Consider the following 21,088-nt stretch of genomic DNA (forward strand, 5'->3'; position numbering starts at 1 on the left):
AGGAGGTTATTGAATGAACACCCCGAATTACGGCTATCGTGCAGGCTTCGGCCAGCAAAGCGCGGCCCTGTTCGACGAGGGCCTGCGCCAGCACATGCTGCGCGTCTACAACTATATGGCGCTCGGGCTGGTGCTGACGGGCGCTGTCGCCTTCATCGTGTCATCCGTTCCGGCACTCTACGTGCCGATCTTCTCGACACCGCTCAAGTGGGTGGTGATGCTCGCCCCCCTCGCCTTCGTGTTCCTGTTCTCGTTTCGCATACAGACCATGACGGCAGTGGGCGCACAGGCCATGTTCTGGGTCTTCTGCGGGCTCATGGGCCTTTCGCTCGCCTCGGTATTCCTCGTCTTCACGGGCGCCTCGATCGCGCGCACCTTCTTCATCGCAGCCACCATGTTCGGTGCCATGAGCCTCTACGGCTATACGACAAAGACGGACCTGACGAAGTTCTCGTCCTTCCTCATCATGGGCCTGATCGGCGTTCTGATCGCAGCGCTGGTCAACCTGTTCATGCAGTCCTCGGCGCTGCAATTCGCCATCTCGGTGATCGGTATCTTCGTGTTCCTCGGCCTGACCGCATGGGACACGCAGACGATCAAGGAGCAGTATGCGGAAAATTTCGATTCCGAATCCAGGCAGAAGCTGGCCGTCTGGGGCGCGTTCTCGCTGTACCTGAATTTCGTCAACATCTTCCAGTTGCTGCTCAATTTTACCGGCGAGCGCGAGTAGCCGCCGGATCCCCAACCAGAAAAGGACGACAGGATGGATCGAAACGACAGCCAGGCGATCGAGCAGCTTTTCAGCAAGCTCGATGCCGTCGAGCGTCAGGCGCCGCCCCGCGACGGTGAAGCGGAAGCCTATATCCGGGACCGCATCGCCTCCCAGCCCGGCGCGCCATACTATATGGCGCAGACCATCATCGTGCAGGAACAGGCGCTGGAAGCGGCGCGAGCCCGCATAGAGGAACTGGAGGCGCAGGCCCAACAGCACTCCGGCGGCATCTTGGGCGGGCTTTTCGGCAACAGCCGCCCGCCGCAGCGAACCGTGCCGCGCATCGGCCGGGCCGGCACAGCCGCGCCCCGGTCGCCCCTGCCGGCCGGCGTGACCAATAATGCGCGCGCCGGCGCAGGGGGAGGCTTCCTCGCGGGCGCGGCCCAGACCGCCATGGGCGTTGCGGGCGGCGTGCTTCTTGGCAATGCCATTGCCGGCATGTTCGGCGGCGGCGAGGCACATGCAGCGGATGACGACGCCGGAGCCGCCGACGAAGGATTCGACGGCGGCTTCGACGACATCGGCTTCTGACCGGAATTTCGCTCACAAAGGGGCCGGTATCTCCGACCCCTTTGTTTTTCTGCAAGCAGCGCCGATAACAAGACTTCACGGGGAGAGCGTCTTCGGCTGAAGAAGACCGCCTCCTTCCAGAGCGTCAGTCAGCCTCGGCCATCAGTTGCCGTCCACCCAGCCAGTTGCGCCACTGCGCTTCGGTTCCGTTGAAGACGTTGAGGTCGATGTTGCCCTTCACACCGTGCGACAGGCCCGATCCCGAATATTGCCAGAATACCCATTTGCGGCCGGGATAGACCCTGGACGGGTGCTGGGCCACGGCACGCAGCCAGAACGGATAGTCCGTGAAAGCGCCTTTCAGGTTGTCGGCATAGAAATCGGGGGCGGTGTAGATGATGGGCCGCTGGCCATAGTGACGCTCCAGCCTGTCCATGAAGACCTGCATCTTCTCGCGCACCTGCGCCGGCGACGGGCGCTTGCGGCAGCGCGACTCGCCATTCCATTCCACATCGATGACAGGCGGCAGAGCGCCGGCCACCTTGGGCACGTTGCGGATGAACCAGTCGGCCTGCTCGCTCGCCGGCCGGCACCAGTAGAAGAAATGATAGGCGCCGCGCCTGATCCCTGCGGCGGCCGCGCCGGTCCAGTTCTTCATGAACATCGGGTCGAGGTGGTCGCCACCGTCCGTTGCCTTGATGAAGGCGAAATTTGCGCCCTGGCTGCGCAGTTTCGGCCAGTCGATCTCGCCCTGCCAGCGTGAAACGTCCACACCGTGAACCGCGTAGTGGCGCGGCGCCACCTTGCCGAAGTTGATCGGCTTGGCGTCGCGGAAGCGTTGCGGATGGATGACCGCATCGATCGCCTTCTGCGATCTGGTCGCGGGGCGCGGCGTGGGAACGAGGGCCGCGGTTTCCAGCGCCGGCATGGCGAAACCGGAATCGGTCTCGCCTCCGCTCAGCGCCGCGATCTGGTCCTCCACCTTTTCGGCAGGGGCCGAGGTCTGGGCCGGGGCGCTTGCGCCCACCCTGACAGAGGGCGTTACCGGCCGCTCGATCGAGCTGGTCGTCTCCTGCGAGGGGCGCGGGACGATATCCTCGATGCCGACGCGTGAGCAGCCGGATGCAACGAGACCGAGAATGACAAGCGCTGGCAAAGCTGAAGAACGCATCCGGGACCTGTACGCAAAACCACATCGGCCGGCCGGCAGACTGATGCCACTCCGGAACCCGGGACAATTATGAAGGATGAATTACCAAGAAAGTTTGAATCAATTTTTTAACGTTTGGCGCGAATCGGCACGTTCCGCCCGGTTCGACCCCGGACGGAAAGCGCTGATCGAAGGTTCAGGGGCAAATCCCCTGCTCGCGGCATTCGCGCGCCACCATGTAGGCGGGAGGCAGCGAGGGGTCCTCGACACGGGCGCGGGCGCGTTCGAGCATCCAGCGCAACCCTTTCGGATTCACGCGGTCGCGTTGCATGACGAGCTGAACCATCGGATCGTCCAGCAATTCATCGAGCCTGCTCTTTTCCTCGCTCATGTCGTGCCTCTTCATTCAGCCCTGCGCCGGTGCGGCATAGATAGGTACCGAATCTTGACGCGCCAATGGCACTGAGACGACTAAGCTATGGCAAATGCGTGAAATTTCGCTGCGGGCATTGCCCTGCTTTCAGCGGCATCCGGACAGGATCAATGTTTCCGGGCCTGAACGAGATAGGCGTCGATCGCCTGCTCGCCCAGCCATTTCATGGCTTCCAGCCGGTGCAGCCCTTCGACAAGCACGTAGCGCTTGCCGTCGTGGCGCACCTGGATAGGTGTCGTCATGCCGTTTTCGACGATGTTCTCGGCAAGATGGCGCACCGTTTCGGGATGAAGCGTCTTGCGGCGTGCCGCAGGCACGTAAATCTCGTCCACCGCAACTTTCTGGACCCTGAGCATGCCGACTCCCACCTGCTTCGCTGACCGCAAACCGGCCCGCTGCCACCATCACTATATAGGGTAACAGGGTATTGTTGCAGGCCGTCGCGATTATCATGCCCCGCCCGGATGTCAGCGCTTCTTTACGGCTCCGGCAGCTTCATCGATAAGCATGTTGGCGATCTGCATGCGGATCATCGCGCGCTGGCGCAGATGCGGCGGTACCCGGTCGGGGTGGTTCACGAGGGCGAAGCGGCGGCGCACCGCCCGCAAATCGACGCCCGGTTGTCCAAGGCCGAGTTCGGCTGCGATCGATTCGGGGTCGACTGGCGCGAGTTCCGGGGGGATCGGCTGTAGAGCGATATCCGCCTCGCCCAGCGCGGCCCTCGCCTGATCCAGCAAGGCGGCGAACTCAACACCGAGATCGACACCGCTGTCACGATACTGCGCAGCCAGCGCGTCTTCCGACACCTTTATGCGCCCGCAGTGCAACTCCTCCACCACGGCAAGATAGTCGAACGGTATTGTCGGATTTGCCGGCAACGGCTGATCCTCGCCGGCCGAGACGAAAAGATCGTCCAGCAGGGACGCGAAATCCTTTGCTGCGCCACTGGCTATGTCCGCCTCCCCGTATTGGAACGCACACAGCCTAGGCGCGGTCCGTTAAGATTGGGTGGAATCCACGGTTACAAATTTAATTCCCAGGCTCCAAACCTGCCTGAATTCATGGCAGCCATGCCTATGTTGCAGCGCACAATCGTCACAAATGACGTATAAGAATGAAGATGGGAGGACAATTCAGGAGCCCGGTCATGGGTTTTGTCACAGAACTGTTCGCCCGCCCCCGTCCCCAGGAAGAAGTGCGTTATCGCACGGCATTGGCTCTGCTCAACGCCATGAGCAATTCCGATCGCGCCGACATCGGCATCAAGCCGGCGGATTTTCCGCGCATAGCCCGCGAAATGTCGATGCGCTGACCGGCAAGATGCAATGCGCGCGTGTGGCGAATCGATGCCGCCTCGCATAGTCTTCTCCTCCACTGTGCCGCATTCACGCGTCAGGTCGCGGACATGGCAGGAGACGGACACATGAACAGAGCATTGGCGCGAACCCTCGCGACGGTCTTTTCGGGCTGCCTTGTTGCTGCGGCTTCCATCACAGCGCGCGCTGACACGGACGCTTCCTATATCGACGACCGGTCCGATCCGGCGGCGCTGATCCGGTCGCTCTACAGCGCCATAAACCGTCACGAATACGCAAGGGCGTGGGACTATTTCGGCGAGACCAAGCCTGCGGCGGACTTCGAAAGCTTCGCCAAAGGCTATGAAGGCACGACCTCGGTGGAGGTCGAAACCGGCGGCATTTCGGAGGAAGGGGCGGCAGGCAGCATTTACTACACCATACCGGTTGCGATCCGTGCCGGGCAGCAGGACGGCAGCGAGAAGATTTTCGCAGGCTGCTATACGCTGCGTCAGCTCAGCGCCCAGACGCAGGAACCGCCTTTCAGGCCGCTGCACATCGAAAAGGGCGAGCTGAAGCCAAGCACATCGGCCTTCGAGCATGCATTGCCGGCAAGCTGCGGCGACGGCCCGATGCCGCCCCAGCGCGATACGGCTCTGGAAAAAGCGACGGCCGCCTTTGCCGCCAGCTATGGCGAGCGGTGCGATGCTTCCCTGTCCGGGGACGACGAGGCCACGGGCATCGCCGATTATACGATCCGCTACCACACCAGGAACGACGACGCCGAAAAGGAAGCGCGGCTGTTCCGTTTCCTGTGCATGCGTGGCGCCTACAACGAGACTTTCGCCTTTTACCTGACGGATGACGAGGGTGGCGTGCGTCAGCTTCAGTTTGCCGAGCCGGAACTCGACATTCATTACGCGAATGACGATCCCGAAGGGAAGCTGGAGGCTGTCAACGTCATCGGATACAACACGGCCGACCAGCTGGTGAATGCCGATTACGACGAGGCCACCCACTCGATCGTCTCGCATTCCAGATGGCGCGGTGCGGGCGATGCCTCCTCCACCGGCACATGGCTTTTCCGCAATGGCCGGTTCTCGCTGGTTCAGTACGAGGTCGATGCATCCTATGACGGCCAGATCAACCCCGAGACCGTTCTGGACTACAATACGGCACCCTGATGGGCTTGTATGACGAGCCTATCTGGCTACGGAAAGCATCCAGTTGAGCGTCTCGCGCCAGTCCGTCATCCGGATCGGCGTGCCGTGCGTGCCCGTCTCGAAGCGCACGAAACGGGCAGGATAGTTTTTCGACTTGCTCAGAATTGCGCGGAAGAAGGCTTCCTGCTTCCCGACCGGGAATACCGGGTCCTTGCTGCCCTGCCCGAAGAAAACGGGGATGCGCCGCTTGAAGGCGGGACTGGCCAGAAAGCCCTCGTCCCACAGGGAGCCGAGCAGCAGAAGCCCGTCGACCTCCGCGCCGGTGTCCTTGCCTGCCGCCAGCCTCCAGCAGAGCGCACCGCCCATGGAGCCGCAGGCGACAAACACCTTCGCTCCCGGTGAACGCCCGGCGTAATGGCCGATGAGCGCCGCAATCTCTGATGCGCCGCGCTCTCCGAAATCGGAGAAATCCGGTGACAGGTAGAGCCCGCCGTTTTGCGCCATCAGGTTCTTGATGCGGTTGAAGTTGCCGCCGAAGGTGAAATCGTCCACCCCCTGACGACGGCTGCCGCCCTGCCCGTGCAGGTAAAGCACGATAACGCTGGCGCTTTCCGTTCGCCCTACGGCAAAATGCCGTATCGCACCGACATCCGTCTTCAGCGTCAGATCTTTCTGAACCTTGCGCACGCCCGTCGAAACGTAAGCGCCCTTCACCCGGCGCTCGGGAATCTGGTCGCGCCCGTTGATGTCGCGCATCTCGCGATAATCAACCACCCTGTAGACATCGCCCGGCTCGGACGACAGGATCGCGGGATAGGCGAACAGATCGTCCCTGTAAGGCTTGAGCGCAGGCGACTGCGCGCCGGCCGGAGCGGCCAGCAGCAGGATCGACAGAAAGGCGATGAAACCGTGCATCCCGTGCGATTGCACCGGAGGCGCGGCACCTGTCAACGGTGCACCGGCGATGTGAGGCTGCGTGAGCGAGAGGCCGAGATGACCTCGGCGAGGACAGCGACCGCGATTTCGGCGGGATTGGCAGCCGAAATGTTCAGGCCGATAGGCGACCGGATCCGCCCGAGCAGATCGCGGCTGACACCGGCGGCGCGCAGACGCTCATTGCGTTGTTCGCGCAGCTTGCGGCTTCCCAGAACGCCCACATAGAAGCAGCCAGCCTCCAGCGCAGCCTGAAGCGGCAGATCGTCGATCCTCGGATCGTGGGTCAGCGCGGCAAGCGCCGTGCGGGCATCGAGCGGCTGTGCGGCAAACACCTCCTGCGGCCAGCTTGCATGCAGCGTCACATCCGGAAAGCGTTCCGGCGTGGCGAAGGCGGTGCGCGGATCGATGATCTCCACCGGAAAGCCAGCGATACGGGCCATCGGCACCAGCGCCTGGCTGATGTGGACCGCGCCAATCAGTACAAGGCGGGGCTGCGGCAGATAGGCGTTGAGGAACAGGCTTTGTCCTGCCGCCTCCACATGGCGGGAGCGACCGGTCTCGAAGGCGACCCGGACCGCTTCGCAGATTCCCCGGGGCGCTTCATCTTCCCGGCGGATGAGCTGGGCGGTTCCGTCACGAAGGTCTGTCGCGACGACGACAGGGCGGCGCGCGCGGCGCGCCGCATTCAAAAGTGTGAGAAGGCCGCCAAGGCTTTGCGGATGTGCGGACGGCTGCCCGCCTTCCAGCCTCCCGACATGAACGCGGATGCGGCCGCCGCAGGACAGGCCAACCTTCCAGGCGGTTTCGTCGGCCACCCCGAAATCGAGTGTCCGCGCCGTTCCCGAACCGATCGCGTCGAGCGCTTCCGTTATCACCGTTCCCTCGACACAACCACCGGACACCGAACCCTGAAAATTGCCGTCCGCATCGATGACGAGATGGCTTCCGGCCGGCCGCGGCGCCGACCCCCATGTGTCCACGACGGTGGCCAGTGCAACCTTGCGCCCTTCGGCCAGCCATTTTTCCGCAATTTCCAGCGGATCGCGGGGCAGGCTCGTGTCGACCGGTTCGCTCATGCCCTTCGGTCAGAGAATCTCATAGCGGCGGTCATGGTACATCAGCGGCCGCTGGTCCTGCCCGATGCGAAGCCCGGTGACGCGCCCGAAAAGCACGCGATGGGTCGCGATGTCCCTGGTGTCGATGATCTCGCAATCGAACACCGCGACCGCGTCAACGAGCGTCGGCGCACCAGTTTCGATGGTGTCCCACTCGCCTGCCCTGAAGCGTTCGGCCATGGTCGGCAACCCGGTCTGGCCTGAAATGGCCGCAGCCAGCGGCCGATGCCGCTCTCCCAGCGTATTGAGCGCAAACTTGCCATTGACGAGATAAGCTTCGTTCCGGGCATTCTCGCGGTTGAGGCACACCAGAACGATGGGCGGCGTGTCCGATACCGAGCAGGTCGCGGTCACGGTCGCGCCGCGCAGGCCGCCGGGTCCGTCAGTGGTCACGATATGGACGTGGCCGGCGAATTTGGCCATCGCATCGCGATAGGCCTGAGGTCCGATATCGTTCTTCTTGAGCACCGGCAGCGATCCAATTGCAATTTTACCGTTATATAAGACGGGCTTGCACGGGTCACAAGCAACACATGCCGCAAAGGCAAGGCGATCCTGCCTTGCGATCTGCCGTGTTGCGCAACACGTCGCCAGCCTCTACAGCAGGACGAACCGGCAAAGAAGCTGAAGGACATACTCGCTCACCGATGCGCATCGCACAGGCCATAGCAGCAGCCCTTGTCGGCCATTTGCTTGCCTTCGGCGCTCATGCCGATCCGCTCGCAGTCGGCGTCGCGGCGCCTCTTTCGGGCGGGGCGGAATTGCTGGGCCGGCAGATCGAGGCCGGAGCGAAACTCGCGGCCCATGCCCTTGAAGCCGAACTGACAATTGCCGACGACGGGTGCACGGCCGCCGGCGGTGAGGCTGCGGCCAGACGCTTCGCGCAAGCCCGTGCACAGGCCGTCGTCGGCTTTCTCTGCATGGAATCGCTGGAGGCGGCAGCGCCCATTCTCAAGAATGCAGGCATTCCCGTGATCGCCATCGGCGTGCGCAACGACAGCCTGACCGACCGCCGCGAGCGCACGGGCTGGCCGGTGTTCCGGCTCGGCCCACGCGGCGACGACGAACGCAATGCGGTGGCTTCCATCCTGACCCGGCTCTGGAAGGATGCACATTTCGCGATCGTCGACGACGGAACCATCTACGGGCGCGAGCTGGCTGAAACCTTCCGGGCGCAGGCCGAACAGGCAGCACTCAAGCCGGTTTTCGTCGACACGTTCCGGCCGGGACTGGAGAACCAGACCGCACTTGTCGGGCGCCTGAAGAGATCCGGCGCGACGCATGTCTTCGTCGGCGGCGATGCCGAAGACATCGCCATCATGGGCCGCGATGCCGCGACGCTGGAAGCCGGCATAACATTTGCCGGCGGAGAGGCGCTGCGCGCCCCTTACGGCGATGTGGCGCTCACGACCGGTACGCTGATGATTGCCCTGCCGGAATGGGCCGAGGTGGCGGACCCGAGGAGTTTGGAGGCGTTTCGCGCGAATGGCGCGATAGCCGAAGGATACGCATTGCCCGCCTATGCGGCGGTTCAGGTGGCCCGGGCTGCGGCGGGAGGCAGCCAGCCCCTTGAGGAAGCGCTTTCCGGCCGGGGGTTCGCCACCGCCATCGGACCGATCCGTTTCGACGCCAAAGGCGACCTGACACAAAACCCCTATCGCCTGTTCCATTTCGACGGACAGCGCTTCCTGCTGGCGGAGGTGCAGTGATGTTCCGGACAGGCCCGCGCAACCTCATTACCGATGTTCCCGGACTGCGGGTCGGCAACGCCGCCAACGCCCATATCAAATCGGGCGTCACCGCCGTGCTGTGCGACGAGCCGGCAACCGCGGCGGTGCAGGTGCTGGGCGGCGCGCCCGGCACCCGCGAAACCGATCTTCTTGAGCCCCACAACACGGTCGAGACCGTCAATGCCGTGGTGCTTTCCGGGGGCTCGGCCTTCGGGCTCGATGCCGCCGCCGGCACTCAGGCGTGGCTGCGCGAACAGGGCATCGGCTTTGCCGTGCAGGACCAGATCGTGCCCATCGTGCCGGCCGCCATCCTGTTCGACCTCACCAATGGCGGAAACAAGGACTGGGGGCGCTATCCGCCCTATCGCGAGCTTGGATATGAAGCCGCCAGCATCGCCAGCACGGATTTCGCCATCGGCACGCAAGGGGCCGGCGCGGGCGCGCTGACCGCCGGCCTGAAGGGCGGGCTCGGCTCGGCCTCGACCGTTCTGGACAATGGGATCACCGTGGGAGCGCTGGTGGCGGTCAACCCGCTGGGATCGGTGACGGTGGGACGCAGCCGTCATTTCTGGGCCGCCCCCTTCGAGATCGGCGACGAGTTCGGCGGGCTCGGCCTGCCCTTCCCCATGCCGTTCGAGGCGCGTAAGCTGCGGCTGAAATTCAGCGAGAAACCGCAAGGGGCCAGCACCACCATCGCCGTCATCGCAACCGACGCGGTGCTTACCAAGGCTTCCGCCAAGCGGCTGGCCATCGCCGCCCACGATGGCTTCACCCGCGCAATATGGCCCAGCCACACACCGTTCGACGGCGATCTGGTCTTCGCGCTTGCGACAGCGCGCAGCGGCATCGCCGTCTCTCCAGAAGAAGCCATCGTGCTCGGCGCGGCAGCCGGCGCCACCATGGCGCGGGCCATTGCGCGCGGTGTGTATGCGGCCACGGCAGCGCAAAACGACCCCTTCCCCGTATGGTCGGCCCCTGTGTGGTAAGCGCGCTGAGCGATGCCGGGGCAGGATGGCTGGACGCGGAGTGCGGACCGACCTATCCTGATCCCGAACCCGGCATCGGAATGACATGATGTTCCATTTCGATCAACTTGAACGGCAGAAGACCGCGAGAGGCAGGGAGCTTCTTTCTGCCGACAGGGTCGACGCCGAAAAGCCCACGGCTGTCAGTGCGCCGCCTGTGCCAGACAACGGCAAAATCCGTATCGAGCGCGGCGAAGGCGGGTCAATCAGGGCTATCGTTCCCGCTGCCTGAGCGATTGTCACGTTCCCTCCGGGCCATCGGATTTCCCTTTATAAAGCCTGATTTTCAGCGAAGGCATGGGCTATGATCATGCTTTCATTCCAACAGGAGCCTGCCTTGCGATTCGCCAGACTTTCTTCCCTTCTGATCCTTGCCTGCACCATGGCCACGGGCGTCCGCGCCGGTGATGTGGCGGAACTGGCCATCCTCGGCTTCAGCCAGAACGGAAGCATTTTCGCCTTCGAGGAATATGGCGTGCAGGACGGCTCCGGCTTCCCCTATGCTAACCGCTATTACATCGACACCGCGACCGACAGCTATATGAAGGGAACGCCGGTCCGGGTGCGCATCGACGACGAGAACGCCAGCTTGCAGGCCGCGCGCGACAAGGCACGCGAACAGGGCGAGGCCATCGTCACGCAATCGGAGCTTTCCGCCCATCGCGGCTATACGGCCGGCAGCAATGCGGTAACGGAGCTTTCGGCCGATCCGCTTCGCATGGCCGTCAACCCGCGCCCCGTTTTTCCAGCCATCGACAAACCGCTGGAATTTCGTCTGGAGGCCATTCCCTTCGGCGAGCTTGAGCAATGCCATGGCATGGGCGAGGCCAGGGGGTTCCGCCTGCTGCGCATCGACGCCACCGATGGCGGCAGCACCCGGATCGTTCATGAGGACAAGTCCGTGCCGCAAAGCCGTGGCTGCCCGACCGGCTATTCGATCGGCGCGATCCAGACCTTCGCCAGCGAAGGCAGCGTCAGCCACTATGCCGTGCTGATCGCCGTGCAGAAGATCGGCTTCGAGGGGCCGGATTACCGCTGGATGGCGGTCACCGGGAAATTCTGAACCCGAAAAGCAGATCGAATTTTCACGAGGCCGGGCATCTGTCCGGCCTTTTCGCTGCCGGCACAGGTCATCGTGCGTTGAGCATCGGCCCTCTGTCTGTTAGGACGCGGGCGACTTCCCCGATAAAGCTGAGGGCCCTGAGATGATCCCCCGTTATTCCCGGCCGGAAATGGTCGCCATCTGGTCGCCTGAGACCCGCTTCCGCATCTGGTTCGAGATCGAGGCCCATGCCTGCGACGCGCTGGCCGAACTTGGCGTGATCCCGAAGGAAGCCGCGAGGACGATCTGGGAAAAGGGCGGCAGCGCCACCTTCGACGTCGAGCGCATCGACGAGATCGAGCGCGTCACCAAGCATGACGTCATCGCCTTCCTTACCCACCTGGCCGAGTTCGTCGGCCCCGATTCTCGTTTCATCCATCAGGGCATGACCTCGTCGGACGTTCTGGACACCTGCCTTGCAGTGCAGCTCACTCGTGCCGCCGACCTGTTGCTGGCTGACATCGACGCTCTGCTGGACGCCCTCAGGCGCCGCGCGTTCGAGCACAAGGACACCGTTACCATAGGCCGCAGCCACGGCATCCATGCCGAGCCGACCACCTTCGGCGTGAAGCTGGCGGAAGCCTATGCCGAATTTTCCAGAGCGCGCGAGCGGCTGGTGCATGCGCGAGAGGACATCGCCACCTGCGCCATTTCCGGCGCGGTCGGCACCTTCGCCAATATCGATCCTTACGTCGAAGAGCATGTGGCGAAGAAGCTCGGCCTCAAGCCGGAGCCGGTTTCCACGCAGGTCATTCCGCGCGACCGCCACGCCATGTTCTTCGCAACGCTCGGCGTCATCGCCTCGTCCATCGAGCGCCTCGCCATTGAAATCCGCCATCTGCAACGCACCGAAGTGCTGGAGGCGGAGGAATATTTCTCGCCGGGCCAGAAGGGCTCGTCGGCCATGCCGCACAAGCGCAACCCGGTGCTGACCGAGAACCTCACCGGCCTTGCCCGCATGGTGCGCTCCTACGCCTACCCGGCCATGGAAAACGTAGCGCTGTGGCACGAGCGCGATATCTCGCACTCCTCGGTGGAGCGCATGATCGGCCCGGACGCCACCGTCACGCTGGACTTCGCGCTGGCGCGGCTTACCAACGTCATCGACAAGCTGCTGGTCTATCCCGAAAACATGGAGCGCAACCTCAACAGGTTCCGCGGGCTGGTGCATTCGCAGCGTGTTCTGCTGGCGCTGACGCAGGCCGGTGTGTCGCGCGAGGATTCCTACCGCCTGGTGCAGCGCAACGCCATGAAGGTGTGGGAACAGGGCAAGGATTTTCTTGAGGAACTGCTGGCCGACGCGGAAGTGACGGCAGCTCTTTCCGAAGAAGAAATCCGCGAGAAGTTCGACCTCGGCTACCACACCAAGCATGTCGACACGATCTTCAGGCGGGTGTTCGGGAAGAGCTGAACGCGGCGTGATTGACCGCCTGCCCGTCTCACGACCAGCAGGCGGTCAGGAGCTTCAGGGCACGAAAGCGTCCATGAGAATGACGGTTCCCTCCCTGCGCTGGTGCCGATTGATGAGCGGCACCAGCCGCCGGAAATGTTCGCTACGGCAATGCGCGTCCAGCGCGGCACGATCCGGCCACTTTTCGACAAACACGAAGTGGCCGGCATCCTTCTGGTCTACGAACAGATCGTAGGCGATGCAAAGCGGTTCAAGCCGCGTCTTCCCGACCAGTTCCGCATAAAGCGGCGTGACGGTGCCGATGTGATCCGGGTCGATGAAATCTTCGGCGATGACCTTGAGCATGCGCATTCCTGTCCTGAGATGGATACGAAGCGAAGCGCTCCGTCTCCGTCTGTTAGCAGGCGCCGATGCCGAAACCTGTCAGCAGGATGGCGCTCACGCTGCCTTTCCGGGAACGGTCCTGATCACCGTGCCCCAGGGATCCTCGCGGCTGGCCGCGGCAGAGGCTTCCGCCGAACGCATCTCCACCCATGACAAACCGCTGCGGCCGGGGTCGCGGCGGCCCGCGCCGGGGCTCTGCCAGATGTTGCCGGCGATGTGGTGATGATAGCCGCCGGACGACATGAACACGGCCTTGTCGCCATAGTGCGCCACGGTGTCGAAGCCGAATTCCTTCTGCCACCAGTTTTCCGCCTGCGCGGGGTCGCCGACACGCAGATGGACATGGCCGACAACCGTGTTCTCCGGCGCACCCTGCCAGCCGGCGTCTCCGGCCGGGACGGAACCGATGACACCCTCGACATCCATGCGTGCGGTGGCCATCTCCACCTGCCCGTCATGCCATTTCCAGCCTTCATGCGGCCGGTCGGCATAGATCTCGATGCCGTTGCCTTCCGGGTCGGTCAGGTAGAGAGCCTCGGACACGATGTGGTCGGATGCGCCGTCGATCCTGATCTTGTCGGCTATGGCATGGTTGATCCAGCGCCCAAGGTCGGCGCGTGACGGCAGCAGGAAGGCCGTATGGAACAGGCCGGCCGAACGCGGATCGTCGGGCTTTGCGGCCTTGTCGGATTCGATCACCAGCAAAGGCCGGCCGGCAGCGCCCAGCGTGATGGTCTCGCCGTCGCGCGACAGTTCCTGCAGGCCGACGGTCGTGCGGTAGTAGGCGGCCAGCGCTTCGGCATCGCAGGCGCGCAGGCCGACGCGGGAAACGCTTATCGGCGTCGTGGCGGCAAAGGGAAGTCCACTCATGTTCATCTCCGTTCCGACCGGTTGCGCCCGCGATTTCACCATGGTGAGCGGCAGGGCACAGACCGCACCTGCAAAGCTGCGTCGTGTGAGGTTCAAGGCACGCCTCCGGTTCATTGTTCCCCGCCAATATCGTCAGGCGTATTCGTTCACACAATACCGCAAACGTGGAACATATCGTTCACCAAAGCAAAACAATCTGGCATCCGTTGCAGGAGCCTCGTTCCATCGCTACATGCGGCGCATGAAAGTCAAAGACGCAGAACTCCTCATCGTTCCCGGCTACACCAATTCCGGTCCCGATCACTGGCAATCCCGCTGGGAAGCCAGGCTGTCGAGCGCGCGCCGCGTGGAACAGGCGGAATGGTCGAAACCTGTGCGCGAGGACTGGACGAATACGCTCGCCAACGCGGTCAATGCGGCTGAAAAGCCGGTGGTTCTTGTCGCCCACTCGCTCGGCGTGCCCACCGTCATGCATGCGCTTCCGCTTTTCACGCGGCCGGTGGCCGGCGCGTTTCTGGTAGCCCCGCCGGATGTCGCCAACCCGGCGATCAAGCCGAAGCATCTGATGACATTCGGGCCCTATCCGCGCGATCCGCTGCCCTTTCCGTCGATCACGGTGGCGAGCCGCAACGATCCCTACTGCGCCTTCGAGGTCGCCGAGGACATTGCATCCGCGTGGGGCTCGCTGTTCATCGACGCAGGAGAATCGGGACATATCAACGCTGCCTCCGGCCATGGTCCATGGCCGGAAGGGTCGATGACCTTCGCCCATTTCATGAGCCGCCTTTAAGGCGGCCTATCTTGCGCCGATGGACTGCCTCAGGCCCGACAGCAGGCCGGCGGCTCCCTGTGCGATGAGCTGCTGTTCCGAGCCGGTGGCGAGCAGCCGGTAGCCCATCTCCACGAAACGGCCGGCGATGGCCGTGTCGGTAACGTAGATGCCGGCATGCTTGCCGGCTGCCCTCGCCTTCGCCGCCACGGAAGCGACAGCGTCCATCATCTCTTCAAGCGTCGAATTTATCTGGCGGCCCCCGGTCCATGCAATCGACAGGTCGCCGGGTCCAAGGAAGATGGCGTCGATGCCGGGCACTGCCAGAATATCGTCCAGAACGTCGAGCGCTTCGCGCGTTTCGATCATCGCAAAGGACAAAATGCGCTCGTTGCTGGTGCGCAGCCATTCCTGATGATCACCCTGTCCGTAGCGGGGAAACGCATATGTCGGCCCCCAGGACCGCTGGCCGAGCGGCGGATACTTCGTTGCGGCGGCAAAAGCCTGCGCATCGGCAAGCGAGTTGATCATCGGCGCGATGATCGCTTCCGCTCCGAAATCCAGCGCACGGCTGGCCATGTCGAAGCGGCCCACAGGCACGCGCACGATGGCCGCTTTTCCGGCGGACAGAACCGGGGCGAGACAGCGCAGAACGCTGTCTTCGTTGTGGCCGCCATGCTGCATGTCGAGCGTAACGGCATCGAAGCCCTGCGCCGCCATGATCTCGACGGTCAGCGCATCGGGAACGCCGGACCAGCTCGTCAGCACCACTTCATCGGCTTCAAGACGTTGTTTGAGCGACATGACCTTCTCGCAATCTGATTCCGGAAAAGACGGGAAACATCTGATTTCAAAGAAAAAGCCGCCCGACATGACCGGGCGGCTTCATTTCTCGGCGACGGTTCAGGGATGCGGCGAAGCGGACAGCCTCGCGCGACACCTCTGCCTCAGCCGTTCTTGACCTGCTCGGCAGCGGTGGCCAGCAGCTCTTCCATCGTGCGGCGGATCTGGTGGTCGGACTGCTCGACGCCGGCGGCATCGAAATCCTTGCGGATCTTGCGGAACACGTCCTCGTCGCCCACTTCCTCAAAATCGGCCTTCACCACTTCGGTGGCGTAGGCATCGGCATCGGCGCCGCTCTTGCCGAGCTTCTCGGCGGCCCAGAGGCCAAGCAGCTTGTTGCGGCGGGCAATCGCCCGGAACTTCTGTTCTTCGTCCAGCGCGAACTTGCGCTCGAAGCCCTCCTGCCGGTCCTTCATGTTGGTCATGGCGTTACCCTCCGGGTGCAAGCGATTCGATTTTACCATGAATATGGAATGCGAACGCACAAACCAAAAGGCCGGCCTGCGGTCAATATGTGTTGTTGCAGGTCGCGATGCCGCATCGGCCTGCGGCATCGCGTATCTAAAGCGGTGCATGACCGCGATTCCAATTGAGGAAATGGTTCGTTTGCGCTAGAGACCCGGCTGAGCCCATGGTTGCCGCGACAAGCGGCCTGAAAGGGACGGTCACCGTGGCCCGTCCTTCGAGCCAGAGAAAACACCGATATGAAGTCACGCCGCCGCATCTACGAAGGCAAGGCCAAGATCCTCTATGAAGGACCGGAGCCTGGCACGCTGATCCAGTTCTTCAAGGATGACGCCACCGCCTTCAACGCCAAGAAGCACGAGGTGGTGGACGGCAAGGGCGTGCTCAACAACCGCATTTCCGAGCACATCTTCACCCATCTCAATCGCATGGGCATCCCTACCCATTTCATCCGCCGCCTGAACATGCGCGAGCAGCTCATCAAGGAAGTGGAGATCATCCCCCTTGAGGTGGTGGTGCGCAACGTTGCCGCCGGCTCGCTGGCCAAGCGCCTCGGCATCGAGGAAGGCACCGTGCTGCCGCGCTCGATCATCGAATTCTACTACAAGGCCGATGCGCTGGACGACCCGATGGTGTCGGAAGAGCACATCACCGCTTTCGGCTGGGCGAGCCCGCAGGAAATCGACGACATCATGGCGCTGGCCATCCGCGTCAACGACTTCCTCTCCGGCCTGTTCCTCGGCGTCGGTATCCAGCTCGTCGACTTCAAGATGGAGTGCGGCCGCCTGTTCGAAGGCGACATGATGCGCATCGTCGTCGCCGACGAGATTTCGCCGGACTCCTGCCGCCTGTGGGACGTCGCCACCCAGGACAAGCTCGACAAGGATCGTTTCCGCCGCGACATGGGCGGGCTGGTCGAGGCTTATCAGGAAGTGGCGCGCCGGCTCGGCATCATGAACGAAAACGAGCCGCCCCGCCCCACGGGGCCGGTGCTGGTCGCCTCCGGCCTGCCCAAGGGCTCCAAGCCGCATTGATCTTTTCCGACAGGAGCGACTGAAGCCGTGATCAAGGCCCGCGTTATCGTAACTCTCAAGAACGGCGTGCTCGACCCGCAGGGCAAGGCCATCGAACATGCGCTCGGCGGGCTCGGCTTCGACGGCGTCGGCCAGGTGCGCCAGGGCAAGGTGTTCGATGTGGAGCTCGGCCACAGCGACAAGGCCAGAGCGGAAGCCGACCTCAAGGCCATGTGCGAAAAGCTGCTCGCCAATACGGTGATCGAGAACTACGCGGTGGAGATCGCCTGAGGTGAAGTCAGCCGTCGTCCTCCTCCCCGGCCTCAACCGCGACCGCGACATGATCGCGGCGCTGACCAGGATTTCCGGCCAGCCGCCGGCGACCGTGTGGGAAACCGACACGGCTATCCCCGATGTCGATCTCATCGTCATCCCCGGCGGCTTCTCCTATGGCGACTATCTGCGCTGCGGTGCGATCGCGGCGCGCATGCCCGCCCTTCGCGCCGTGGCCGAGAAGGCCGCGCAGGGCGTGATGGTCATCGGCGTGTGCAACGGCTTCCAGATCCTCGTCGAGGCCGGCCTGCTGCCGGGAGCGCTGATGCGCAACACCTCGCTGAAGTTCGTCTGCCGCGAGGTGAAGCTCGAGGTGGCCAACGCCAACACCGCCTTCACCCGTAACTATCGGCCCGGCCAGATCATCCGCTGCCCGGTCGCGCATCACGACGGCAACTATTTTGCCGATGCAGAGACGCTGGCCCGGCTGGAAGGCAACGGCCAGGTCGTGTTCCGCTATGCCGAGGGCACCAATCCCAACGGCTCGATCAACGACATCGCCGGAATCGTCAACGACAAGGGCAATGTGCTCGGCATGATGCCTCACCCGGAAAACCTCATCGAGGCGGCCCATGGCGGCACCGACGGGCGCGCCCTGTTCGAAAGTGCGCTTGGCATAGCCGCATGACGAGGCCAGCTCGCCCTGACCGGCGAGGAAAAGACTGACACGGTTTGCAGCTTCGAGACGGGCGGGCGAATGACAGCTACCTCCAAGATCGTCAGCTTTGCGGTTCTCGCGACAACCTTGCTCGCCCTCGTTTCCTGCCAGTCCGCCTCCAGGGCTCCGACCCAGCCCACCGGCAAGAGCGCCGCGCTGCGCACGATGGAACAGGTGGCGAGCGCCGCGCACAAATGCTGGATCGCCAGCAAGGACCCCGCTTTCCGCCCCTACCAGATGGCCAACGAGCTGAACAATTTCGGCGGCACTCCGCGCTTCCTGCTGGTTCCCGCCAGGCACTATGGCGGCAAGCCGCTGCTGGTGGTGCAGGCAACCGGCAATTCGAGCCGCGTGGACGTTTTCGGCCCGCTGATGGGCGAGGCGCTGGGTTCGCGCATCAGCGCGGACATCACCCGCTGGCAGGGCGGCAATCCGTCCTGCTCGTCAGCAGCCTGACTGGATTTACCGCCGCACCTGACCCGATCCGGTGCCAACACAAAACTGCCGCCATGATCCCGGTTCGCCGGAGATCGCAGCCCGATAGCCGAGCCAGGGAACGATGACCATTTCGAACACCCGCCCGATCACCCCGGAACTGATTGCCGCCCATGGGCTGAAGCCGGACGAATATCAGCGCATCCTCGACCTTATCGGGCGCGAGCCGACCTTTACCGAACTTGGCATCTTCTCGGCCATGTGGAACGAGCATTGTTCCTACAAATCCTCGAAGAAGTGGCTGCGCACGCTGCCGACCAAGGGCGATGTCGTCATTCAGGGTCCGGGCGAGAATGCGGGCGTGGTCGACATCGGCGACGGCGATTGCGTGGTCTTCAAGATGGAAAGCCACAACCACCCCTCCTATATCGAGCCCTATCAGGGTGCAGCGACCGGCGTCGGCGGCATCCTGCGCGACGTGTTCACCATGGGCGCGCGGCCCATCGCTGCCATGAACGCGCTGCGCTTCGGCGAGCCCGACCATCCCAAGACACGGCATCTGGTGGCCGGCGTGGTTTCCGGTGTCGGGGGCTACGGCAACTCCTTCGGCGTGCCGACCGTTGGCGGCGAGGTGAATTTCGACGCCCGCTACAACGGCAACATCCTCGTCAACGCCTTCGCAGCCGGCCTCGCGAAGACCGACGGCATCTTCCTCTCGGAGGCGAAGGGCGTCGGCCTGCCGGTCGTCTATCTCGGCGCCAAGACAGGCCGCGACGGCGTCGGCGGCGCAACCATGGCATCGGCCGAGTTCGACGATTCCATCGAGGAAAAGCGCCCCACCGTGCAGGTAGGCGACCCCTTCACCGAAAAGTGCCTGCTGGAAGCCTGCCTTGAGCTGATGGCGTCCGGCGCGGTCATCGCCATTCAGGACATGGGGGCCGCCGGCCTCACCTGCTCCGCCGTCGAGATGGGCGCCAAGGGCGATCTCGGCATCGAACTCGACCTCGACAAGGTTCCGGTGCGCGAGGAGCACATGTCGGCCTACGAGATGATGCTTTCGGAGAGCCAGGAGCGCATGCTTATGGTGCTGCGGCCCGAAAAGGAAAGGCAAGCCGAGGCGATCTTCACCAAATGGGGCCTCGACTTCGCCATCGTCGGCAAGACCACGGACGACCTGCGCTTCCGCATTCTTCATCAGGGCGACGAGGTCGCCAACCTCCCGATCAAGGAGCTTGGGGATCAGGCGCCCGAGTACGACCGTCCGTGGGTGGAGCCCGCAAAGCCCGCCGCGCTCGCCGAAAGCGATGTTCCGCAGGCTGACATTGCCGATTCGCTGCTCACGATGCTTGGCGGGCCCGATCTGTCGTCGCGCCGCTGGGTGTGGGAGCAGTACGACACCATGATCCAGGGCAATTCGTTGCAACGGCCGGGTGGCGATGCGGGCGTGGTGCGCATCGATGGCCATGAAAGCAAGGCGCTCGCCTTCTCCTCCGACGTGACGCCGCGCTATTGCGAGGCCGATCCGTATGAAGGCGGCAAGCAGGCCGTGGCCGAATGCTGGCGCAACCTGACCGCGACCGGCGCGCTGCCGCTGGCCGCGACCGACAACCTCAATTTCGGCAATCCCGAGCGGCCCGAGATCATGGGCCAGTTCGTCCATGCCATCAAAGGCATCGGCGAAGCCTGCCGCGAGCTCAACTTCCCGATCGTTTCCGGCAATGTCTCGCTCTACAACGAGACCAACGGGCAAGGCATCCTGCCGACCCCCACCATCGGCGGCGTCGGCCTGCTCGGCGACTGGCGCAAGATGGTCCGCATCGGCTTCGCCGCCGAAGGAGAGCCGATCCTGCTTGTCGGCGCGGCGCAGAACTGGGGTACGCATCTGGGGCAATCGATCTACCTGCGCGACGTGCATGGCCGCACGGACGGTCCGCCCCCGCCGGTGGATCTCGCCCATGAAAAGCGCGTCGGCGACCATGTGCGCGCCCTGATCGTCTCGGGCATCGTCACCGCCTGCCACGACCTTTCCGATGGCGGCCTCGCCGTGGGGCTGGCCGAAATGGCGATGGCATCCGGCATCGGTGCTGCCATCGACACCCCTTCCGCAGACCCGATCCCGGCTTTCTTCGGCGAGGATCAGGGCCGCTATCTGCTGACCCTGTCGATCCGGCCGGACAGCGCCGAATGGGAAGCCCTGCGTGCCGAACAGCAGAAGCTTGGCGTCGCCGCAGCCCTCATCGGCACCACAGGCGGGGCCGAATTGAAACTTGGGCAGGCCCATGCCATATCGGTTGAGAAACTGGTGACCACGCACGAATCGTGGTTCCCGCGCTTCATGGGTACCTGACAGGGAAAACGACATGGCAATGGATGCACGCGAGATCGAGAGGCTGATCAAGGAAGGAATTCCTGACGCTCAGGTCACGATCCGCGACCTTGCCGGCGATGGCGACCATTATGCAGCCGAAGTGGTCGCCGAGAGCTTCCGTGGCAAGAGCCGCGTTCAGCAGCACCAGATGGTCTACGATGCCCTTAAAGGCAATATGGGCGGCGCGCTGCACGCGCTCGCGCTCCAGACCAGCGCGCCGGATTGACGCCGGACGGGCGGCTGCGGGCCGGATCGCCGTGCGTCCATCCGGATGCACAAAGGACGATCTGAATTATCGATAGAGCATC

At 63.6% G+C, this 21,088-nt stretch carries 26 protein-coding genes; 15 read left to right on the top strand and 11 right to left on the bottom strand.

The features are described 5' to 3' along the window. The first annotated feature begins 13 nt into the window (after window positions 1–13). Together DES43_RS11365 and DES43_RS11370 are read left to right on the top strand one after the other, a co-directional pair. Entirely contained in the window at window positions 14–730 is a 717-nt protein-coding gene (locus DES43_RS11365; RefSeq protein WP_035025504.1) for a Bax inhibitor-1/YccA family protein, read from the top strand. Window positions 731–763: 33 nt separating this feature from the next. Next, the gene (locus DES43_RS11370; protein WP_035025506.1) at window positions 764–1,303 is read left to right on the top strand and encodes a DUF2076 domain-containing protein; all 540 of its coding nucleotides are present in this window, start codon (window positions 764–766) and stop codon (window positions 1,301–1,303) included. Window positions 1,304–1,427: 124 nt separating this feature from the next. On the opposite strand, the gene DES43_RS11375 is transcribed toward DES43_RS11370, so the two are convergent. The 4 genes from DES43_RS11375 to DES43_RS11390 form a co-directional block, all read right to left on the bottom strand. Next, window positions 1,428–2,453 carry a glycoside hydrolase family 25 protein gene (locus DES43_RS11375; RefSeq protein WP_035025507.1) on the bottom strand — a complete coding sequence of 342 codons (1,026 nt, stop codon included), beginning with the start codon at window positions 2,451–2,453 and terminating at the stop codon, window positions 1,428–1,430. Between the two features lie 175 nt (window positions 2,454–2,628). Continuing rightward, a complete protein-coding gene (locus DES43_RS11380; RefSeq protein WP_245514565.1) occupies window positions 2,629–2,838 on the bottom strand; it encodes a hypothetical protein in 210 nt (69 codons plus the stop codon). A 134-nt stretch (window positions 2,839–2,972) separates the two neighbouring features. Beyond that, complete coding sequence (locus DES43_RS11385) at window positions 2,973–3,221, bottom strand: ParB N-terminal domain-containing protein (protein WP_035025511.1); 249 nt, start codon at window positions 3,219–3,221, stop codon at window positions 2,973–2,975. Between the two features lie 111 nt (window positions 3,222–3,332). Next, window positions 3,333–3,743 (bottom strand): hypothetical protein, encoded by a 411-nt coding sequence (locus DES43_RS11390; protein ID WP_342585380.1) that lies wholly within the window; start codon window positions 3,741–3,743, stop codon window positions 3,333–3,335. A 269-nt stretch (window positions 3,744–4,012) separates the two neighbouring features. On the opposite strand from DES43_RS11390, the gene DES43_RS11395 reads away from it, so the two are divergent. Both DES43_RS11395 and DES43_RS11400 read left to right on the top strand, forming a co-directional pair. Beyond that, window positions 4,013–4,177: a DUF1127 domain-containing protein gene (locus tag DES43_RS11395; protein WP_133675307.1), complete on the top strand. Its 165-nt coding sequence runs from the start codon at window positions 4,013–4,015 to the stop codon at window positions 4,175–4,177. 111 nt (window positions 4,178–4,288) lie between these two features. Then, window positions 4,289–5,344 carry a DUF1176 domain-containing protein gene (locus DES43_RS11400; RefSeq protein ID WP_035025515.1) on the top strand — a complete coding sequence of 352 codons (1,056 nt, stop codon included), beginning with the start codon at window positions 4,289–4,291 and terminating at the stop codon, window positions 5,342–5,344. 18 nt (window positions 5,345–5,362) lie between these two features. On the opposite strand, the gene DES43_RS11405 is transcribed toward DES43_RS11400, so the two are convergent. The 3 genes from DES43_RS11405 to DES43_RS11415 are packed head-to-tail and all read right to left on the bottom strand — an operon-like array spanning window position 5,363 to window position 7,842. Then, window positions 5,363–6,238 (bottom strand): alpha/beta hydrolase, encoded by an 876-nt coding sequence (locus tag DES43_RS11405; protein WP_035025517.1) that lies wholly within the window; start codon window positions 6,236–6,238, stop codon window positions 5,363–5,365. A gap of 32 nt (window positions 6,239–6,270) precedes the next feature. Continuing rightward, on the bottom strand, window positions 6,271–7,335 hold the full coding sequence (locus DES43_RS11410) for an XdhC family protein (protein WP_035025519.1): 1,065 nt from the start codon (window positions 7,333–7,335) through the stop codon (window positions 6,271–6,273). A 9-nt stretch (window positions 7,336–7,344) separates the two neighbouring features. Beyond that, window positions 7,345–7,842, bottom strand: coding sequence for a flavin reductase (locus DES43_RS11415; protein WP_035025520.1), 498 nt, complete (start codon window positions 7,840–7,842; stop codon window positions 7,345–7,347). Between the two features lie 179 nt (window positions 7,843–8,021). Between DES43_RS11415 and DES43_RS11420 the strand changes: the two genes are divergently transcribed. The 4 genes from DES43_RS11420 to purB all read left to right on the top strand — a co-directional run bounded on the left by DES43_RS11420 (window position 8,022) and on the right by purB (window position 12,642). Then, on the top strand, window positions 8,022–9,083 hold the full coding sequence (locus DES43_RS11420) for a branched-chain amino acid ABC transporter substrate-binding protein (protein WP_133675309.1): 1,062 nt from the start codon (window positions 8,022–8,024) through the stop codon (window positions 9,081–9,083). After that, window positions 9,083–10,090 carry a P1 family peptidase gene (locus tag DES43_RS11425; RefSeq protein WP_035025525.1) on the top strand — a complete coding sequence of 336 codons (1,008 nt, stop codon included), beginning with the start codon at window positions 9,083–9,085 and terminating at the stop codon, window positions 10,088–10,090. Before DES43_RS11420 ends, DES43_RS11425 begins: the two co-directional genes overlap by 1 nt. A 421-nt stretch (window positions 10,091–10,511) precedes the next feature. Then, complete coding sequence (locus tag DES43_RS11430; RefSeq protein WP_051520498.1) at window positions 10,512–11,192, top strand: DUF2259 domain-containing protein; 681 nt, start codon at window positions 10,512–10,514, stop codon at window positions 11,190–11,192. A gap of 142 nt (window positions 11,193–11,334) precedes the next feature. Continuing rightward, on the top strand, window positions 11,335–12,642 hold the full coding sequence (purB, locus tag DES43_RS11435; protein ID WP_035025529.1) for an adenylosuccinate lyase: 1,308 nt from the start codon (window positions 11,335–11,337) through the stop codon (window positions 12,640–12,642). Window positions 12,643–12,696: 54 nt separating this feature from the next. Here purB and DES43_RS11440 read toward each other — a convergent pair whose 3' ends face one another. Together DES43_RS11440 and DES43_RS11445 are read right to left on the bottom strand one after the other, a co-directional pair. Beyond that, the gene (locus DES43_RS11440; RefSeq protein ID WP_035025690.1) at window positions 12,697–12,987 is read right to left on the bottom strand and encodes a putative quinol monooxygenase; all 291 of its coding nucleotides are present in this window, start codon (window positions 12,985–12,987) and stop codon (window positions 12,697–12,699) included. 93 nt (window positions 12,988–13,080) lie between these two features. After that, entirely contained in the window at window positions 13,081–13,896 is an 816-nt protein-coding gene (locus DES43_RS11445; protein WP_035025530.1) for a VOC family protein, read from the bottom strand. 241 nt (window positions 13,897–14,137) lie between these two features. Here DES43_RS11445 and DES43_RS11450 point away from each other — a divergent pair, with 241 nt between their 5' ends. Beyond that, a complete protein-coding gene (locus tag DES43_RS11450; protein ID WP_035025692.1) occupies window positions 14,138–14,686 on the top strand; it encodes an RBBP9/YdeN family alpha/beta hydrolase in 549 nt (182 codons plus the stop codon). Window positions 14,687–14,692: 6 nt separating this feature from the next. Here the strand turns inward: DES43_RS11450 and DES43_RS11455 are convergent, their stop codons facing one another. Together DES43_RS11455 and DES43_RS11460 are read right to left on the bottom strand one after the other, a co-directional pair. After that, window positions 14,693–15,469 carry an HpcH/HpaI aldolase family protein gene (locus DES43_RS11455; RefSeq protein ID WP_035025694.1) on the bottom strand — a complete coding sequence of 259 codons (777 nt, stop codon included), beginning with the start codon at window positions 15,467–15,469 and terminating at the stop codon, window positions 14,693–14,695. A gap of 143 nt (window positions 15,470–15,612) precedes the next feature. Then, a complete protein-coding gene (locus DES43_RS11460; protein ID WP_035025531.1) occupies window positions 15,613–15,933 on the bottom strand; it encodes a DUF1476 domain-containing protein in 321 nt (106 codons plus the stop codon). A 279-nt stretch (window positions 15,934–16,212) separates the two neighbouring features. Between DES43_RS11460 and purC the strand changes: the two genes are divergently transcribed. The 6 genes from purC (at window position 16,213) to DES43_RS11490 (ending at window position 21,006) form a co-directional block, all read left to right on the top strand. Further along, complete coding sequence (gene purC / locus DES43_RS11465; protein ID WP_035025532.1) at window positions 16,213–17,007, top strand: phosphoribosylaminoimidazolesuccinocarboxamide synthase; 795 nt, start codon at window positions 16,213–16,215, stop codon at window positions 17,005–17,007. 27 nt (window positions 17,008–17,034) lie between these two features. Next, window positions 17,035–17,277 carry a phosphoribosylformylglycinamidine synthase subunit PurS gene (gene purS, locus DES43_RS11470; RefSeq protein ID WP_035025533.1) on the top strand — a complete coding sequence of 81 codons (243 nt, stop codon included), beginning with the start codon at window positions 17,035–17,037 and terminating at the stop codon, window positions 17,275–17,277. A 1-nt stretch (window position 17,278) separates the two neighbouring features. Next, entirely contained in the window at window positions 17,279–17,947 is a 669-nt protein-coding gene (gene purQ, locus DES43_RS11475; protein WP_035025534.1) for a phosphoribosylformylglycinamidine synthase subunit PurQ, read from the top strand. Window positions 17,948–18,016: 69 nt separating this feature from the next. After that, window positions 18,017–18,433 (top strand): hypothetical protein, encoded by a 417-nt coding sequence (locus tag DES43_RS11480; RefSeq protein WP_035025535.1) that lies wholly within the window; start codon window positions 18,017–18,019, stop codon window positions 18,431–18,433. Between the two features lie 103 nt (window positions 18,434–18,536). Then, complete coding sequence (gene purL / locus DES43_RS11485; RefSeq protein ID WP_035025536.1) at window positions 18,537–20,759, top strand: phosphoribosylformylglycinamidine synthase subunit PurL; 2,223 nt, start codon at window positions 18,537–18,539, stop codon at window positions 20,757–20,759. A 13-nt stretch (window positions 20,760–20,772) separates the two neighbouring features. Next, complete coding sequence (locus tag DES43_RS11490) at window positions 20,773–21,006, top strand: BolA family protein (RefSeq protein WP_035025537.1); 234 nt, start codon at window positions 20,773–20,775, stop codon at window positions 21,004–21,006. Window positions 21,007–21,088 lie beyond the last annotated feature (82 nt).

It is taken from the genome of Aquamicrobium defluvii (genome assembly GCF_004363725.1).
In the GTDB taxonomy this organism is placed as follows: domain Bacteria; phylum Pseudomonadota; class Alphaproteobacteria; order Rhizobiales; family Rhizobiaceae; genus Mesorhizobium; species Mesorhizobium defluvii.